This window comes from candidate division KSB1 bacterium (assembly GCA_022562085.1).
Taxonomy (GTDB): Bacteria; Zhuqueibacterota; Zhuqueibacteria; order Oceanimicrobiales; family Oceanimicrobiaceae; genus Oceanimicrobium.
The window spans coordinates 1-16,440 of the sequence record JADFPY010000068.1; the positions used below are offsets into that span (position 1 = coordinate 1).

Here is a 16,440-nt window from a genome sequence, read left to right on the forward strand (position 1 = left end):
TTTCCCAGGTTGCCACCCGGAACGATCACCCAATCCGGGGCCTGCCAATTTAATTGTTCCAGCATTTCAATACTGACAGTCTTCTGGCCTTCAATCCTCAACGAATTCATGGAATTGGCCAGGTAGATTTCTTTGGATTCCGTGAGCTTTTGCACGATTTCCATGCAGCCGTCGAAATCGGTGTCGAGAGAAAGAGTGAAGGTGCCATTTGCAATCGGTTGAATGAGTTGCGCGGTTGAGATTTTATTTTTGGGCAGCAGAACCAGCGCGGGAATTCCGGCAGCAGCACAATACGCAGCTAAAGCCGCTGATGTATCCCCCGTTGACGCACAAGCAACAGCTTTGATGTTTTGCCCGTCTGCAATCACTTGATTGACCATCGAGACTAGTATTGTCATTCCCAAATCTTTGAACGAACCGGTGTGGCTGTTACCGCAAAGTTTGACCCAAAGATTTTTGATGCCGGAATGCTTCGCCAGTTTTCTGGCCGGGAACAGGGGAGTGCGGCCTTCACCGATTGAGATGATGTGTTCAATTTCGAGTTCCGGACAGATCCACTCTTTTTTACTCCAGACGCCGCTGGCAAATGGTCCTGTGGAGTTTTGAAGTCGTTCAGCAAAAAGTTCTTTCCACTTTTGTGGAGATTTGCTGCTCAATCTTTTCAAATCGTGTTGGACTTCCAATAAGTCGCCGCATTTCGGACAGCGGTAGATGATTTCAGTCAGAGGATAAGTTCCTGAACAGTCATTGATGCATTTGTACCAGGCTTTGTAAGATTGGTTTTTCAAGAGTTTGTTTTGGTTAGGGGTGAGCTTTATTAAAAAGTAGAGAGATGCGGCTTAATTGTCAAGCCTAAAGTCTGAGCAGATTTGAAAAGAACAATGAATGAGAACTAGAATCAGGAAAAATTCAGCTTAGGATTGCCAGCAAAAAGGCGAGAATTGTTATGCCAATAGCCCCTAAAGCTAATAGTTGGTGTGTTCTGTTTTCTTTTTTTATTTCAATAAATCCTAACAGTGATGCTGTTAAATAGCCGCCGATAAAGCCCCCACCGTGAGCAAAATTATCGATTCCCGGAAACAAGAAGCCAAAAATAAAAAGCACAATTGCCCACTGGCCGGTTTGTTTATAGACCGCAGTACCAAATGAACCGCCGCGTTTCCTGCCATAATAAACAAGCGCCCCCAGCAGTCCGAAAATTGAACCAGAAGCACCTATAGTAAAATAGTTTCCCGCAAAAGTTGACAAAACAAATCCAAGAGCACCGGAAATTGTGAAAATCATAAAACTGCGCGAGGTACCAAATAGTTCTTCAACGGTCGGTCCCAATTGTCGAATCCAAAGTGTGTTGAATATGATGTGTAAGATACTTCCGTGCAAATATATTGCGGTGATTAAAGTCCACCAATGACCTCTTGAGATTGGGTAAGCTCCAGTCATGCCTAAGTTGACAAGACTATTGGTGGAAGGGGTTAAAAACCCTAAGAAACCGCGTGTTTGAAAAATCGCTGAGGGATCAAGCGCGATACTTAGTATGTAAAGTGCAATGCAGGTCGTAACAATGATTGGGACGAGACTTAGTTGCCTACCAAAAAACTTTCTGAGTATCTCCGAAAACCCCCAGAGATTCGGATTTTTTGTGCCGCAATGCATACATTCCGCGGCTGTGGAACTGATCAATTTACCACAGTTTGGACATAAAATTGATCCTAAATTCCGTCCTTCACTCATTGGTTATCTCCAAATCTGATTAGTTGGGTTCAATTGGGGTTTCTCTAATGATCATTTGATCGCAGGTGTCATTTACGCTTAGACAATAGAGCACGTTTCTTTCAACAATCCAGTGAGTTGGCAGGAGTCTGCGTTGCTGCCGGGTTAAGCGAATAACCGCCGGCTTTTGGGTTGCACGAAGAATTGCAAGTCGTGAAATCTCAAAACTCAACCAGAGACGACTTAGGAGCCAGGAAATTACGATTAAGAAAATGTGACGATTGGATGCTATTTGAGCCATATTTAATTTATTCGACTGACTGTGTTGGGCCGAAGGTACAAAATTCAAAAAGTATATTCAAGAGTTACGAGCATTTTAACTAAAAAAGAAGCCCAGTGAATATCTCACCGGGCTTTGTAAGCAAATTCGGTCTTCAAAAAAAACTATTCCACATCCCATGTGTCTCCGGCCTCAAGCAGCGCCTGCAGATCGGGTTTGCCAAATTTCTCCTTGGAAGCTTCGATTTGCTGGGCCATTGCGTCTTCATAACACACCTTGTCGATTGCGCGAAAAACTCCAACGGGAATGGGGAGGTTTGGGTTGTCCATCATGTGACTCAAAATGAAGGCGTAGGTCGCGTCGGTGTCTTTTTCATCATGCACCAGTAAGTCCTTCTCAGAATATTTACCATTTGTCAAAGACACGGCCTCCGGTCTAAATCCGTTGAGCCGGATTCCCTTGTCTTGTTCAGCGCCAAAAACCAGCGGCTTGCCATGTTCAAGATAAACGACGTTCTCAGCTTTGGAATTTTTGTCCGTATATTTAAACCAGGTGCCATCATTAAAAATATTGCAGTTCTGTAAGACTTCAATTAAAGCGGTTCCTTTATGCGCGGAAGCCCGTTTTATGATCTTTTGCAAATGGGCAGGATCTCTATCCGTGGTACGCGCTACAAAAGTTGCGCTCGCGCCGAGTGCCACACTGACCGGGTTAAACGGATGATCCACTGAGCCAAATGGCGTCGATTTTGTCACCTTCCCAAATTCGGAAGTTGGTGAGTACTGCCCTTTGGTCAATCCGTAAATTCGATTATTGAATAGAATTACGTTAATATCTACATTGCGGCGCAACAGATGGATGAAATGATTTCCACCAATGCTTAATGCATCACCGTCGCCGGTAATGACCCAGACTGAAAGGTCAGGATTTGTGATTTTAATTCCGGTGGCAATCGCTGGAGCGCGTCCGTGGATTGTATGAAATCCATAAGTGTCCATGTAGTATGGAAACCTGCTTGAACAACCGATTCCAGATACAAACACATATTTTTCCTTTGGAATGTTTAAATCAGGTAACGTCCGTTGTGTTTGGGCCAGAATGGCATAATCTCCACAACCCGGGCACCAGCGAACCTCCTGATCGGATTCGAAATCTTTCTTAGTCAGCTTCAGCTCTGTTGGGCCATTTGGTGAAATGGCCTTCGTTTCTGCATTCATTATTTGCTCTCCAAAATTTCGTCAATTTTTTGCTCAATCTCTGATGAAAAGAAAGGTAGTCCCTGCACTTTATTAAACCCAATTGCGGGAACCATATATTTTGCTCTGATGACGTTCACAAGTTGACCGGCGTTAATTTCCGGTATCAAAACATGTTTGAAACTTTTTAAGATTTCCCCCAAATCTTTTGGAAGTGGGTTAAGATGTATTATATGAATTCTGGAAACCGGCTTGCCTTCTTTTTGTTTGTGCTCGACCGCAGTCTTAATTGCACCATAAGTGCTGCCCCAACCAACTAAAAGTAAATCCCCGGTTTTTTTGCCTTCAATTTCAGTAGGGGGGATGTCGTTGGCAATTTTTTCGATTTTTTCAGCGCGCATTCGAGTCATGTACTCATGATTGCGCGGATCATAACTAACATTGCCGGTTACTGCCTCTTTTTCAATGCCGCCGATTCTATGTTCCAATCCGGGAGTTCCGGGAATTGCCCAAGGCCGTGCCAGGGTATCCTCATCTCGCAAAAACGGCTCAAAGCTTTCCGGATCTTTTGCGAAATTAACCGGGATTTCCGGCAGATCCTCGGCTTTCGGTATGGGCCAGGGTTCGGCGCCATTGGCTAAGTAGCCGTCGGATAAAAAAAGAACCGGGGTCATATGTTTAATGGCAATTCGGCAAGCTTCGTAAGCTGTTTCAAAGCAATCGGCAGGTTTGGAAGCCGCAACAACCGGAAGGGGCGCCTCGCCGTTTCTGCCGTACAAAGCCTGCATTAAATCGGCTTGCTCGGTTTTGGTTGGCATACCTGTACTTGGGCCGGCTCGCTGAACGTTGCATACGACCAGCGGAAGTTCGACAGAAATGGCTAAGCCAAGGGCTTCACCTTTAAGTGCTAATCCCGGGCCGCTTGTAGAAGTAACCGCTAATGAGCCGGAATAGGCGGCTCCAATCACCGAACAAATGGCGGCAATTTCATCTTCTGCCTGGAAAGTACGGACGCCGTAGTGTTTATACTTTGATAACTCATGCAAAATATCACTCGCGGGCGTGATTGGGTAACTTCCTAAAAAGAGCGGCAAACCTGATTTCTGAGATGCTGCAATGAGCCCAAGAGCGGTGGCGGTGTTGCCGCTTATGTTTCGATATTTTCCTCTGGGTAGTTTAGCAGGCTTTACTTCGTAGGAGGTCGCGAATTGTTCAGTTGCTTCACAATACACGGACCCAGCTTTGAGTGCGCGCGAATTGGCTTCAGCAAGCTCAGGTTTCTTTGAAAATTTCGATTTAAGTAAGCTCAACGCATGGTCCATCGTACGATTATAAAGCCAGAACACCATACCCAGTGCGAAAAAGTTTTTGCACCGATCCACAATCTTTGCTGAGAGGCCAAGCTCCTCGAGAGCTTTGTGGGTAAGCGTGTTCATGTCGACTGCAAAAAGCTGATATTTATCTAATGAGCCGTCTTCAAGTGGATTGGAATCGTAATGTGCAAGTTTCAGGTTTCGATCTTTAAAGCCTCCCACATTTATAATTAAAATCCCATTTGGCTTGAGATTTTCAAGGTTCGTTTTAAGCGCAGCAGGGTTCATGGCTACCAAGGCGTCATATTTTTCCCCGGGAGTATGAATATCAAAACTGCTGATGTGTAACTGATAACCACTTACGCCGGGTAAAGTACCGGCAGGAGCGCGAATCTCCGCGGGGAAATCCGGCAGAACTCCGATGTCATTTCCAATTAAAGCGGATGTGTTGGCCATTTCTCCGCCAACAAGCTGCATTCCGTCACCCGAGTCGCCGGCAAATCGAATGGTTGCTTCTTTGAGTGACTCTACAGGTTTACTCATTTTCTTAAATTACTCCGTTCATTAAGGTTAATTGGTTCAGAATCTTCTTTTGGATGAAATAAAATCAATCTATAGTAATGCCAAAAATTTAATTAGTTGCTCACAATTTGCTAAAATCAACCACCTTCCCGATTTTTCGTTCCAATCCGAATTGGATGGGGCGGCAGATTTAAAACATCTTGCGGAAAGAATTCAACAATGAAGCTAACAATATCTTTGATTGAAACCAGAGACAAAGGATGATCCTTTTCATCTACGATGCAAATATGACGATAGCCGCCTTTTACCATGAGACGAAGTGCAGTTTCAATGGTATCTTCCATTTCCAGTTGAACCGCATCCGGGGTCATAAAGTCCTCAATTTTTGAGGTTTCTAAATTGAGATCCATACCGGCTACTCTAAGCAGAACATCGCGTTCCGTAAAGATACCGCAATATTTTGTGTCTTTAACCACCAACAGACAACCAAAATGACGTGCCAGCATCTTTTCGATGCACTTCTTGAGAGAGGTGCCAACCGCCACAACGACCGCTTTCTTTAAATTCAGAGACTTCAGCGGTACCTTTAAGCTTTTATCACTTAAGGTTGTTTTAGCTTCGTCCATGAGCTCTTCCATGCTCTGCAGCTCGTCATCAAATTCTTGAAAATCGAGTTCTCCCAATTTTATCGCCTCCTCATAAGACTTTTTAAGTTTTCAAACATTTAATTTTGTACTAAATGAGCGGCTATATCTCTCACCGAGATAACACCTTGAGGTTCGTTCTGGAGATTCACCAGAGGAATGTGCCGGAATCCGCCAACATGCATTCGGTTCAAGGCAAAAGCAATTTCGTCGTCCATATATAGATATTCCGGATTTACCGTCATGACCTCGTTAACCTGCGTTTTTTCCAGGTCAAGATCGCTGCAGACAATTTTCGTTAAAATATCCCGTTCTGTAAAAATGCCTACCAGCCAGCTTTTTTCCACAACACAAACGCAGCCAATCCCATGTTCCTTCATTTTGTCGATTACACTTTTTAAAGAAGCATCGTGGTTCACAGAAATGGGTTTCTTGGGGTTTAATGTTTTCAGGGGAGATCTAAGTGTTGTGGAGTCCATTTTATTCTCCTGGTTATCATTCACATCTAATCGAAAAAATTGACCCTAAATATAAATAGTTAAATTATAAAAAGCAACTCTTTTTGCCTTATGAAAATTGCGGAATTTTTGTATTTAAATTTCTGTTTTCTTTACTAATTCGGCAGTCCTTAACCATTCTTGATTTACTAAACTGTGCTATCAGAATTCGAAATTAGGATCGCGCATCTGCTATTGACAAATAGTATTTTTTTAATAATATTGTTGCCATAATTTTTTTGAAACAACGAGCTGAACAGAAGGATTTGAATTTCCATCAAGAAAGAGTCGATCACCCGAAAGACTCAATAATTTAAAATTAAACGTTTTTTAATTTCGTGGACTCAGAAAGTAATGAAAGAATACGATGTCATCATAATCGGCGGCGGAATTAATGGCGCCGGGATTGCGAGAGATGCAGCAGAACGAGGTCTCTCTGTTTATTTAGCGGAAAAAAACGACTTTGCATTTGGAACGACCTTTCGTTCTACAAAACTCATTCACGGCGGCTTGCGTTATCTCGAACATTACGAAATTGGTCTCGTCCGGGAGTCGTTACGGGAACGAGAACGACTTCTTAGCCAAGCGCCCCATTTAGTCAAACCTATAAAGTTTGTCATCCCGATTTTTGAAGACAACAAGTACGGCTACGGAAAAGTCAAGTTGGGGCTGATCGCTTATGATATGCTTTCTTATGATAAAAGCCTGAAGAATCACAAGTCCTATTCATGTGACGAGCTGCATGATTTAGAGCCGAACATCCGCACAAAAAACTGCAGAGGCGGGTTTGTCTACTACGATTGCCAGGTTACCTATCCGGAACGGTTATGTCTTGAGAACATTTTGCTTGCAAAAGCCGCCGGCGCTAATATCTGCAATTACACCGAAGTTATCAAGCTGATTCATACGAAGGAGCAAATTATCGGTATAAAAGTGCGGGACAGTTTGAACGGTGAGGCCGCCGAAATTTATGGTGGGATTGTCGTAAACGCTTCAGGGCCCTGGGTTGATAAAGTTTTAAACCTCAATCATCTTACATCTTCTCAAAAGATGGGCGGGACAAAAGGCAGCCATATTTTGCTGCCGAAATTTTCGAAAGGCCCCAGGCACGCAATTTATTGTCCGGCGCAGCAAGATGGCCGGCCTTTTTTTATTATCCCGTGGCGTGATTATTACTGGGTGGGCACAACCGATATTCGTTACAAAGGTGATTTTGATCGGGTGCACGCAACTCCGAAGGAAATTGAATATCTGCTGCGCGAAGTAAACTTTGTTTTTCCGCAAGCACAGATGACCGGGGAGGATGTTCTCTACAGTTTGGCCGGCATTCGGCCCCTTCCTTTGACTCAAAGTGAAACGGAAGAAGCGGAAATTACTCGAAGCCATATTATTTTCGACCATGAGGATGAAGATTTAGATGGACTTCTTTCAATAATTGGCGGCAAACTGACAACTTATCGAAATTTAGCCGAGCAGACGGTGGATATTATTTTCGAGAAATTACGGCTGCCTTCTCCGGCTTGCCGAACCCGCCACTCACCGCTTTGGGGAGGCGGCATGAAAAGCATCGACCGCTTTGTCAGTTACAATTCAAAAAAATACTGCCTCAAATATGGATTGACTTCTGAGCAAGTCGTTTATTTGATTTCAATTTATGGCACAAAGGTAAAGGAAGTTTTACAGCTTATCGATTCTGAGCCAAAACTCAAAGATAGAATTTGCAAACACAACCCGGACATTAAAGCACAGATTATTTTTTCTCTGCAAAACGAGCTTCCGCGTACTTTGGCTGACATTTACATTCGCCGGGCCAGTATTGGCACCAGTGCGTGCCGTGGCTTGGATTGTGCAAAAGAGGGGGCAAAAGTTATGGGCAAATTCTTGGGCTGGCGGCGTAAAAAAATCAAGCAGGAAGTGAAGGATTATGAGCGAAGAGTCGAGGAGCTTTACGGGCGTTGGTAGTGGCTGTTAATCAAACGTATCAAATAAATCGCCCTGGTTTACGTTCTTTGTCTCAGAGGTCCTCTGCCGGATCAGATTTTCTAAAACTTCCAAGCAGACTTTGGCTCTGCTGGCTGACATGACAATCCGAAAATCGTTTTCCACTGTTACAGAGAATTTTTCGAAGTCGGTTAAGCATTCGGTTAATTCCGCATGAGATTTTTCACTCAATTGGTTTTCCCAAAATTCTCTCTTGCAATACGGATCTTGAAATATGCCGTTTGAGTTCATGTCACTATACTCCAATAAGGGTTAAAAATGTTCACCATTCAATATAGTGAAATCATGTTCACCTGTCAAGCGTTTTTTTGAAATTTTTTTCTTGTACTTTTAAAATTTTGTAAAGGCTTCCTCTGGAAACAGATATCGTCAAACGCTTTTTTACCGGCACTGGCACATCCTATGATTGGATAGTGAATCTCTTCACTTATGGCGCCGACCGCTATTGGAAGAAGAAACTTCTTGCAAAAGTGCCAAAATCGCGAAAGATACTGGACCTTGCTTGCGGCACTGGAATTGTCGCCTTTAAATTAGCGAAAATGAATCCGTGCTGCAAAATTGTCGGTGTCGATATGATGTGGGAATATCTGGTTGAGGCAAAAAAGAAAGCATTTTTGAATGACTGTTCCGAAGTTCAACTAATTTGCGCCCGCGCCGAAGATGTGAAACTTCGCGAGACATTTGATTGTGTGACATCTTCTTACATTCCCAAATATGTTCCGGCAGACGTTCTATTGAAAAACATTTCCCTAAATCTAAAAAGCGGCGGGGTTCTGGTGTTGCACGACTTTGCGTACCCGTCAAACTTTGTGTTTAAGCGTTTGTGGCACTTGCATATGTTTTTTATGAAGATAATCGGGACGACACTCTTCCCTAAGTGGCGAAATGTTTTTGACGAGTTAGCCCCTTTTGTAAAAAACAGCCGCTGGATTCCTGAGTATTTGGAAGCTTTGAAGCGTTTCGGATTTATTGATATACAGTTGGAAAAATATACGGCGGGTTCAGCAGCGATTATTTCGGCCGTAAAACAATGAGGTTACATATTGTAGCTTAGGATGACCTGTCCAAACCTTCCCCCTTTTGACCTTGCTGTTGCCTTCTTGTCGATGGGAATCCATTGGTTTAGCAGAAACTCAATATTCAAATTTTTCGACAGTTTTAATTTAGGGGAGATGCCAATCCTGAGAAAGTTTTGGTTGTTATCGAATACATGTTGTTCAACTTGGCCGGTCCCAAAAATTAAGGCAGACCCCCATGTTCTTAGTCTGACATCGGGTTTCACATGAATATATTCTGCCAACAGATTTATGTAAAATACTTTCGAAAGTTTTAGAAACGATTGCAGCCAGGTTCTGCTTAAGGCAATATGGCCGCTGCCAACTAACGATTGTTTTTCTCTGAAGAAATCCACACCTGAATCATCAAATGGCCAGGATTCAATGCTTGCATTCGTTTTTCCAGACAATCTTTGATAGGCAATTCCAAATTCATAATTTCCTGGCTTTTCCCGCTGGTTTATGGAGAATCGCACATCATAAAATCGAAAAGTATGTAAGTGAATACTACCGTATTTTCTATCTCGGAAACGTAAAATACCATCTCCTTTAATTTGGTCCAGAATAAACTTAAGGTTTGTTTGCCAGCTTGAAGCGAAAGTCTTTTGAAGCGAACCCATAAATGTTTGAACCTCTGCGGAAGGCATAAAAGTATATTCGCGTTCCTGGCGACTTGAAGGAACGAGCTTACCCGTCCGGATAAATGATTCAAAATTGAAACCAATTAAACTTCCGGCGACCGACCATCTCAATTGTCGGATATTTGCCAAAGAAGGAAAGAGCACTTCAATCTGGTAAAGGTTATTACTCGAAAACGTTTGAAAAAATGGAAACCAACTTTTGTACTCACCTTCGAAACCGAATCGATAATTGTTAAGCCTTCCCTGGATTCCGACACCGTAATTCCATTGAGTTTTCTGGTGGTCATAAACTTGCAGATAAGAAAGCAGAATAATCGGCAGTCTGCCAAGCTTTCTTTGGTGAGTCACTCTGAAAAGGTTGGTTTTGATTAGATTTTGAAAGTTCCAACTTGAATCAAATTGAACAGCTCTAAATGTTTTCCCTGCGCGGTGTAAGTCAAAATGCCAGCTTTGATTTGCGGATGTTCTCCAATCAACCGAAGCACCGTAAGTCCAGCGTGCCAATTTTATCTCTTCAAATTGTGTGGCTTTTCTGAGCAGATCATCATATCCCGCTTTCATTTTAATTGTAAGCCCGGCAGAGTTTGGTTGTTGAGCTATTTCATTTGAAAAGAGCTGCTGGGTGCCGGTGAGCTTTTCATAAACAGAAATTTGCGCTTCCGCGCTTGATAAGTTTAACGTAAGTGCAAGTAAGAATAAAACAAGTCCCAAACATTTTGATTGATTCTTTGTCATATGCGTTGTTATCGTGCCATGAAGTCTCTCACTTCATATTCGTGATCACTAAACGGTCCATTGCCTTCCCGTTCAATCCAAATCCTATATGATTGTCCCGGGGTGAGCGTTGGTTCGGTCAAAATCGTTTGCATTGAGTTTGCCGGCGGTGTCCCATGTGTTACCGGGGAAAAAATGGTATTGTCAAAATTAATGCCGTGAATTTCCCAAACCGTTTGGAAGGTTGAGAGATTTTGAACTTGCAAATGGTAAACCGGGCTGTCGTTCCAGGAGTAATCATGATTTAAGCTGCTGCTATCGGGAAAACCAATGGTCAAATCAATGTCGCCTGGTACATATGTTATGGCGAAGATTTCTTTTAACAGAGTATCGGTCATTGCCGGCAGCAGGCCATTAAATGTCGGATCCGGAAAAATCCAGGCATCGAAAGTTTGCGCAGTCCAGACAAATTGATCGCGTTCATCATCGCCGTCTTCTGTATCCCGTTCAATCATATAGCTCGGCAGCAATTGTTTTGGATTTTGGGGCGGGTTGTCAAAAAATGCATTAAGAGAAATTGTTAATTCAGCATCGGGTGTCCCGTCATCATCATCCCAGTCTTCAGTTAGTGTGACTTCTCCATTAATAGCATCGAGAAATTCCATTACCCTTGTCTCTATCTCGTCGAGATTATCAATATCCAAATCGCCGTCACCTGCGGGGTCAACCCTTATAAAATCGTCCTCCTGATCATCTGTTTCATTACGGAGGAAAGTTATGCCTTCTAAAACCAAATTCGCGGCTTTGGTCAAATCAGCTTTGGCTCTCCTCATTTCGTTTGCATCCTTCAGGGTAAAAAAATTACTATCTTGTTTGAGTGCATTCGTAATTCCGGTGCTATCGTAAGAAGTGACATCTAAATCGTAGGCCAGGAAGACTCTTAAACCCGCACGAGTACTCAGCAGGGATGCATAAAACACTTTGAAATCGGTTAAATCAAGCTCAATTGGTTCTTCCTCCAGTTCACCGGACGTGCCTCCTTGCATTTCGCTGGTTACAATAAAAGTATATTGATCAGCGCTGTCACTCTCAACAATGGTATTCATTCTCTCAATTGAAATTTCAAACGATGGCAAAACGATGTTCCGCACAGCATCTTGCATTTCACTTGCCAACGGCGGGTCCTGAAAAAGAATTCTGGATGAGCCGTATAGAGTCCCGGCAAATGTGCGCCCATTTAATGACAGATCTTCTTGGCTAATCAACGGAGAAGTTTTAAAAAGAGATACTTCCGGAAGATCAAAATCTGCGGTGCTGTCAAAATTTACCCATTCATCCCGCAGCCGTTGAAGCTCGCCGTCATCTTTGATAAGGATGATCTGAGTCACTGCATACCCTAAATTGGCGTCTAAATTATTCGGGTCCAGGAGAAATGCCTCCGCGTAAAGGTCCCGCGCTTCCTTAAATCCCGTAACGTCATCCAAATCCTCGAGGTCCTCGATATCGAGTTGCCTGGCGTTGCGAACAGCGTCGCCAAGCGCAAGGTTGGCCTCTTGCACTTTGACCTTGGCCGCTTCAACATCTACTTCCGAGGGTTCTGTAACTCCGGTGCTATCCCCGATGATTTCACAACTGATGATGTTTAGGGATAAAATAGCTGCTGTGAACAGTAGAAAATTTTTCAATCGCTGTTTTGTTTCCATGATTTCAAACCTTTAAATTAAGTACTTAGAATACTTTTGGTTTAACCAATAATATTTACAGGCATCTAAAAGCTTCTGCGCATGTTTATTTTCGCTCATAGTCTTGTGCAAAAAATTCACTCTTTGAGACCCAGCCAATATTGATTTTCTTAATAATTTAAAGTATAATCAAAACAAAAATGTCGAATATTGCAACGTTAATTCGTCATTTTTAAAAAAGAGGTTAAAATGGCTCAATTTATTTTATTGCTGCGCGGCGTGAATGAACAGTTGAATCATTATTCGCCGGAAGAGTTGCAAAAACTTTTAGAAATATACGACGCCTGGATTGAAAGCATCGAAAATGGTGACAAACTTAGAGGGGCGCAAAAACTCAAAGATGATGTCAGGCACCGGGTGACAGTCAAAAATGGAGAAATTGTCGATGGCCCTTTTACGGAAACCAAAGAAACCATCGGCGGCTATTTTGTGGTTGAAACGAATGAATTACAGGAGGCCGTGGAGATAGCCAGAAAATGCCCAATTCTAAGTCATGGCGGTTCTGTTGAAATTCAGGAAATACACTTGGGTGCCTGCAGGCAATCTTCGTAACACCCCCCTAAATCCCCCCTCGAGGGGGGACTAAGGCGGGTGTTTTCCAAGTTTTCAAAACTCGGAAGGTTTCAATAAAAAAGAGGAGAGTTCTAATGTCACAATATTTGTTGCTTTTACGTGGTCAATTTGAAACTTTCTCCGATGAGCAGAGGGAGAAAATAATTCAAAAATATTATGACTGGACAAATAAACTTATCGAGAAGGGAATTTATCATACAAGTCAGGAATTAAAACGAGATGGACGCGTCCTGTCGGCTAAAGATGGCCAGATTGTGGATGGACCGTATACGGAGACCAAGGAAGCAATTGGCGGTTTCTTCTTAATTGATGCCCAAAATTATGACGATGCGGTAGAAATTTCCAGGGAGTGTCCGCATTTTTCTTATGGCGGTTGGGTTGAAATTCGGGAGATCAATCCGCATGAAAATGTCTGATCACAAAAGATAGAGAGGTGACCATGAAACTGAGATATTATATTATTTTAGCCGTTGCCTTTATTGTAGGTTTTAATATGAGCCGTGGCGCTTTTGCACAAAACCAAAATTCACCAAACACACTTAAGTTGAATGATGAAAAGGTAAGAGCTCAAGCTACAATCGCTGATGTATCCTGGATTTCCGGACATTGGCGGGGAGAAGGGCTCGGTGGCGTATGCGAGGAGATTTGGAGTCCACCTTTGGGTAATAGTATGATGGGGATGTTTCGATTCGTTAAAGATGGAAAACTTGTTTTTTATGAATTTGAAACTATTGTAGAAGAATCTAATAGTTTAAATCTTAAAATAAAGCACTTCAGTCGAGATTTCATTGGCTGGGAAGAAAAAGGTGTTTCAGTTAATTTTCCTCTTATCAGCCTTACTGCGAAAGAAGCTGTTTTCGATGGTTTAAGGTTTCGGAAAATAGATGACGACTCTTTAAACATTTTTGTTGTGATTCAGGGAAAAGAAGAAGCATTTCGGTTTAAGCGTATGAGTAATAAAGCTCCTGCTTTTCCCGTCTCTACTAAAGATTGAGGAGAGAATATGGCTTATTTTACAAAAGATTTCATAGATTTTTTTAAAGAATTGGCCGCGAATAATAAAAAAGAATGGTTTGACTCCAATCGCCAGCGTTATGAAAAATCAGTCAAACAACCCTTTGCTGAATTTGTGCAAGAAATGATCGACAGAATCCGCGCCGATGATCCGAAGGTTGATATTTCAACAAAAGATGCGATTTTCAGAATTAATCGCGATGTCCGGTTCTCGAAAGATAAGACGCCGTACAAAACCCACATGGCAGCGATTGTTTCGGCCAGGGGTAAAAAAGACAAGGGCTTCCCCGGCAATTATTTCCAACTGGGCGCCGATGAAATCCGAATTTACGGTGGCGCTCACATGATTGACAAAGATGTTTTGCACCGGCTGAGAAAACAAATCGCTGATAACCAGGAAGGATTCTCAAGCGTGCTTGGTGCTAAAGAGTTTAAAAGCAAATTCGGCGAAATTCATGGCGAACAAAATAAACGGATTCCAGGGGAATTCCAAGCAGCTGCGGAGAAACAGCCGCTGATTTTTAATAAAGCTTTCTATTATTTTGCAAAGTTCGACGCGAAGCTGCTTTTGGATGAAAACTTAACGGACACCTTGATGGATTATTATCATGCCGGTAAGCCGGTCAATGAATTCCTTCAAAAAGCTTTCTAAGCAAGGTTTGACCCGAATGTCTAAGAACGGTTCTCTTGAATTTTCCAGTCACGAAACGACCCTCGAATCGAAGAACGTAAGTCAACTGGTTGAGCACCTGTTTCGTCACCAGGCCGGTCAGGTAGGTTCGACTTTGACGCGTTTCTTTGGTGTGCAAAACCTCGATCTGGTTGAAGATGTTGTCCAGGAAACGCTCCTCAAAGCTCTACAGCAGTGGATGTTTCAAGGTATTCCCGAGAACCCCGCCGGATGGATTCTGCAGTCAGCAAAAAACCGTGCAATCGATATTCTACGTCGACAATCCACATTTCGGAACAAGCAAACTGAGATCGCCGACAAGATTGAACAGGATTTTAATTCTTCAATAGAAGATACAAATATCACATTGGATCATGAGTTTAAAGACGACCAACTTAAAATGATATTTGTCTGTTGCCATCCGGCAATTTCGAGAGAAGCGAGGATTGCGCTAACTTTAAAAACTTTGTGCGGTTTTAACGTTACCGAAATTGCCCGGGCTTTTTTAAGTCAGGAGTCGACCATTGCTCAGCGTTTAGTGCGCGCGAAGCGAAACATCCGGGAGAGTTATTTTCCTTTCGAGCTTCCCGACCAACCTGAAATTACGGGTCGCCTGGATTCCGTGCTGGAGGTGCTTTATTTATTATTCAATGAGGGATACAGCGCTCACCAAGGAGAAGTTTTGGTGCGGGACGATTTATGTAAGGAAGCAATTCGTTTAACCTGCATTCTTGCCGAACACCCGGTTGGAGATCAGCCGAAAGTCCATGCGCTGCTGGCGATGATGTTTTTGCAGGCTTCTCGTTTGCCCGCCCGTGTAGATTACGAAGGAAATCTGTTGGTATTAAAAGAACAGGACAGGACACTTTGGGATGAGAGACTCGTTCGGCAGGGTTTTCATCATTTAGATGAGGCCGCCAGCGGCGATGAATTGTCCGAATATCATCTACAAGCCGGGATCGCCTCTTGTCATGCAACTGCGGAAAGCTACGAGTCCACAGATTGGCAGCGGATTCTTGCCTATTATGATGAGCTGGTAAATATGAATCATTCGCCGGTCGTGGCGCTCAATCGTGCGGTTGCGCTTTCAATGGTCCTGGGTCCCGAGGCCGGGATTGAGGCGCTGGAAAAACTCAAATCTCTGCCACCGATGAAATCGTATTATCTGTTGCCGGCAACCTACGCTGAGTTTTTTACCCAAATGGGCAAGGCGAAGCAGGCAATTAAATTTTACCGCAAGGCATTGGAGTTGGTTGGCACGGAACCGGAGAAGCGGTTTTTGTTGAGGAAGTTGAAAGAGTGTGAGAATTCGAAAATAGAAATGCCTGCAAATGCAATGAAATAGAATTTTCATTTCCCGTCCCACTGAAAGACATCCAAATTTACCTGCCCATCCTCGAATACGACACCCTCTTTTTCAAGGAGTGCTTGTTGCAATTTTCGTTTGCTGTCTAAGGGGAGTGAACTTTTGCCGCCAGCATTAATGACCCGCTGCCATGGCAGCTCCGAGCTTTTTGGATGAGAATTCAAGGCCCAGCCCACTGTTCTGGCAGCGCGCGGCTTGCCTGCCAAGGCGGCCACCTGTCCATAGGTTGCGACTTTTCCCTGTGGAATTTCTAAAATTATTTCATAAATTTTGTTAAATAGATTTGAAGACATTGCATTTGCGCGATCTGGAAAGTTCTCTTTATCACAGTATGTCCATAGGAATCATACAATTCTTCAAGAGTTTACTTCGAATAATCAGCATCTTTCCATTTGGAATTCCACACTTCAGTTTAAGCTGCTTGGGAGTCAATTAACAGGAGTTCCGCTTGTTGGTGACGCGCAACGGAGCGCACTGAACAGAAGTGCCTGTTTTCGATTGC

At 43.1% G+C, this 16,440-nt stretch carries 18 protein-coding genes; 7 read left to right on the forward strand and 11 right to left on the reverse strand.

The window, feature by feature from the left end; translation table 11 throughout:
• From IH879_08300 to IH879_08330, 7 genes are all read right to left on the reverse strand, one after another.
• On the reverse strand, positions 1-788 hold a 788-nt coding region (locus tag IH879_08300), incomplete at its 3' end, for a pyridoxal-phosphate dependent enzyme (protein MCH7674938.1).
• A 121-nt stretch (positions 789-909) separates the two neighbouring features.
• Complete coding sequence (locus IH879_08305; GenBank protein ID MCH7674939.1) at positions 910-1,731, reverse strand: rhomboid family intramembrane serine protease; 822 nt, start codon at positions 1,729-1,731, stop codon at positions 910-912.
• 19 nt (positions 1,732-1,750) lie between these two features.
• On the reverse strand, positions 1,751-2,011 hold the full coding sequence (locus tag IH879_08310; GenBank protein ID MCH7674940.1) for a hypothetical protein: 261 nt from the start codon (positions 2,009-2,011) through the stop codon (positions 1,751-1,753).
• 143 nt (positions 2,012-2,154) lie between these two features.
• Positions 2,155-3,207 (reverse strand): 2-oxoacid:ferredoxin oxidoreductase subunit beta, encoded by a 1,053-nt coding sequence (locus tag IH879_08315; GenBank protein ID MCH7674941.1) that lies wholly within the window; start codon positions 3,205-3,207, stop codon positions 2,155-2,157.
• Entirely contained in the window at positions 3,207-5,042 is a 1,836-nt protein-coding gene (locus IH879_08320; GenBank protein ID MCH7674942.1) for a 2-oxoacid:acceptor oxidoreductase subunit alpha, read from the reverse strand. Before IH879_08320 ends, IH879_08315 begins: the two co-directional genes overlap by 1 nt.
• 116 nt (positions 5,043-5,158) lie before the next feature.
• Positions 5,159-5,704 carry a CBS domain-containing protein gene (locus IH879_08325; GenBank protein MCH7674943.1) on the reverse strand — a complete coding sequence of 182 codons (546 nt, stop codon included), beginning with the start codon at positions 5,702-5,704 and terminating at the stop codon, positions 5,159-5,161.
• Between the two features lie 41 nt (positions 5,705-5,745).
• Complete coding sequence (locus tag IH879_08330; protein MCH7674944.1) at positions 5,746-6,144, reverse strand: CBS domain-containing protein; 399 nt, start codon at positions 6,142-6,144, stop codon at positions 5,746-5,748.
• 372 nt (positions 6,145-6,516) lie between these two features.
• Here IH879_08330 and glpD point away from each other — a divergent pair, with 372 nt between their 5' ends.
• Positions 6,517-8,124 carry a glycerol-3-phosphate dehydrogenase gene (gene glpD, locus IH879_08335; GenBank protein ID MCH7674945.1) on the forward strand — a complete coding sequence of 536 codons (1,608 nt, stop codon included), beginning with the start codon at positions 6,517-6,519 and terminating at the stop codon, positions 8,122-8,124.
• Positions 8,125-8,130: 6 nt separating this feature from the next.
• Here glpD and IH879_08340 read toward each other — a convergent pair whose 3' ends face one another.
• Positions 8,131-8,394, reverse strand: coding sequence for a hypothetical protein (locus tag IH879_08340; protein ID MCH7674946.1), 264 nt, complete (start codon positions 8,392-8,394; stop codon positions 8,131-8,133).
• A gap of 122 nt (positions 8,395-8,516) precedes the next feature.
• On the opposite strand from IH879_08340, the gene IH879_08345 reads away from it, so the two are divergent.
• Positions 8,517-9,197, forward strand: a complete 681-nt coding sequence (locus IH879_08345; GenBank protein MCH7674947.1) for a class I SAM-dependent methyltransferase — start codon at positions 8,517-8,519, stop codon at positions 9,195-9,197.
• Between the two features lie 2 nt (positions 9,198-9,199).
• On the opposite strand, the gene IH879_08350 is transcribed toward IH879_08345, so the two are convergent.
• On the reverse strand, positions 9,200-10,594 hold the full coding sequence (locus IH879_08350) for a hypothetical protein (GenBank protein MCH7674948.1): 1,395 nt from the start codon (positions 10,592-10,594) through the stop codon (positions 9,200-9,202).
• An 8-nt stretch (positions 10,595-10,602) separates the two neighbouring features.
• On the reverse strand, positions 10,603-12,276 hold the full coding sequence (locus IH879_08355) for a hypothetical protein (GenBank protein ID MCH7674949.1): 1,674 nt from the start codon (positions 12,274-12,276) through the stop codon (positions 10,603-10,605).
• 228 nt (positions 12,277-12,504) lie between these two features.
• Here IH879_08355 and IH879_08360 point away from each other — a divergent pair, with 228 nt between their 5' ends.
• From IH879_08360 to IH879_08380, 5 genes are all read left to right on the forward strand, one after another.
• On the forward strand, positions 12,505-12,867 hold the full coding sequence (locus tag IH879_08360) for a hypothetical protein (GenBank protein ID MCH7674950.1): 363 nt from the start codon (positions 12,505-12,507) through the stop codon (positions 12,865-12,867).
• A 95-nt stretch (positions 12,868-12,962) separates the two neighbouring features.
• Positions 12,963-13,304 carry a hypothetical protein gene (locus tag IH879_08365; protein MCH7674951.1) on the forward strand — a complete coding sequence of 114 codons (342 nt, stop codon included), beginning with the start codon at positions 12,963-12,965 and terminating at the stop codon, positions 13,302-13,304.
• 23 nt (positions 13,305-13,327) lie between these two features.
• Positions 13,328-13,882: a hypothetical protein gene (locus tag IH879_08370; GenBank protein ID MCH7674952.1), complete on the forward strand. Its 555-nt coding sequence runs from the start codon at positions 13,328-13,330 to the stop codon at positions 13,880-13,882.
• Positions 13,883-13,891: 9 nt separating this feature from the next.
• Positions 13,892-14,554, forward strand: coding sequence for a DUF2461 domain-containing protein (locus IH879_08375; protein MCH7674953.1), 663 nt, complete (start codon positions 13,892-13,894; stop codon positions 14,552-14,554).
• An 85-nt stretch (positions 14,555-14,639) separates the two neighbouring features.
• Positions 14,640-15,917: an RNA polymerase sigma factor gene (locus IH879_08380; protein ID MCH7674954.1), complete on the forward strand. Its 1,278-nt coding sequence runs from the start codon at positions 14,640-14,642 to the stop codon at positions 15,915-15,917.
• 5 nt (positions 15,918-15,922) lie between these two features.
• Here the strand turns inward: IH879_08380 and IH879_08385 are convergent, their stop codons facing one another.
• Positions 15,923-16,231, reverse strand: a complete 309-nt coding sequence (locus IH879_08385) for an MGMT family protein (protein ID MCH7674955.1) — start codon at positions 16,229-16,231, stop codon at positions 15,923-15,925.
• Positions 16,232-16,440: the final 209 nt, after the last annotated feature.

What these genes read in the sequence shown, in the direction of transcription:
- IH879_08305 (MCH7674939.1), bottom strand. Translation starts at nt 1,731, where the DNA reads ATGAGTGAAGGACGGAATTTAGGATCAATTTTATGTCCAAACTGTGGT.
- IH879_08310 (MCH7674940.1), bottom strand. Translation starts at nt 2,011, where the DNA reads ATGGCTCAAATAGCATCCAATCGTCACATTTTCTTAATCGTAATTTCC.
- IH879_08315 (MCH7674941.1), bottom strand. Translation starts at nt 3,207, where the DNA reads ATGAATGCAGAAACGAAGGCCATTTCACCAAATGGCCCAACAGAGCTG.
- IH879_08320 (MCH7674942.1), bottom strand. Translation starts at nt 5,042, where the DNA reads ATGAGTAAACCTGTAGAGTCACTCAAAGAAGCAACCATTCGATTTGCC.
- IH879_08330 (MCH7674944.1), bottom strand. Translation starts at nt 6,144, where the DNA reads ATGGACTCCACAACACTTAGATCTCCCCTGAAAACATTAAACCCCAAG.
- glpD (MCH7674945.1), top strand. Translation starts at nt 6,517, where the DNA reads ATGAAAGAATACGATGTCATCATAATCGGCGGCGGAATTAATGGCGCC.
- IH879_08340 (MCH7674946.1), bottom strand. Translation starts at nt 8,394, where the DNA reads ATGAACTCAAACGGCATATTTCAAGATCCGTATTGCAAGAGAGAATTT.
- IH879_08350 (MCH7674948.1), bottom strand. Translation starts at nt 10,594, where the DNA reads ATGACAAAGAATCAATCAAAATGTTTGGGACTTGTTTTATTCTTACTT.
- IH879_08355 (MCH7674949.1), bottom strand. Translation starts at nt 12,276, where the DNA reads ATGGAAACAAAACAGCGATTGAAAAATTTTCTACTGTTCACAGCAGCT.
- IH879_08360 (MCH7674950.1), top strand. Translation starts at nt 12,505, where the DNA reads ATGGCTCAATTTATTTTATTGCTGCGCGGCGTGAATGAACAGTTGAAT.
- IH879_08365 (MCH7674951.1), top strand. Translation starts at nt 12,963, where the DNA reads ATGTCACAATATTTGTTGCTTTTACGTGGTCAATTTGAAACTTTCTCC.
- IH879_08370 (MCH7674952.1), top strand. Translation starts at nt 13,328, where the DNA reads ATGAAACTGAGATATTATATTATTTTAGCCGTTGCCTTTATTGTAGGT.
- IH879_08375 (MCH7674953.1), top strand. Translation starts at nt 13,892, where the DNA reads ATGGCTTATTTTACAAAAGATTTCATAGATTTTTTTAAAGAATTGGCC.
- IH879_08385 (MCH7674955.1), bottom strand. Translation starts at nt 16,231, where the DNA reads ATGTCTTCAAATCTATTTAACAAAATTTATGAAATAATTTTAGAAATT.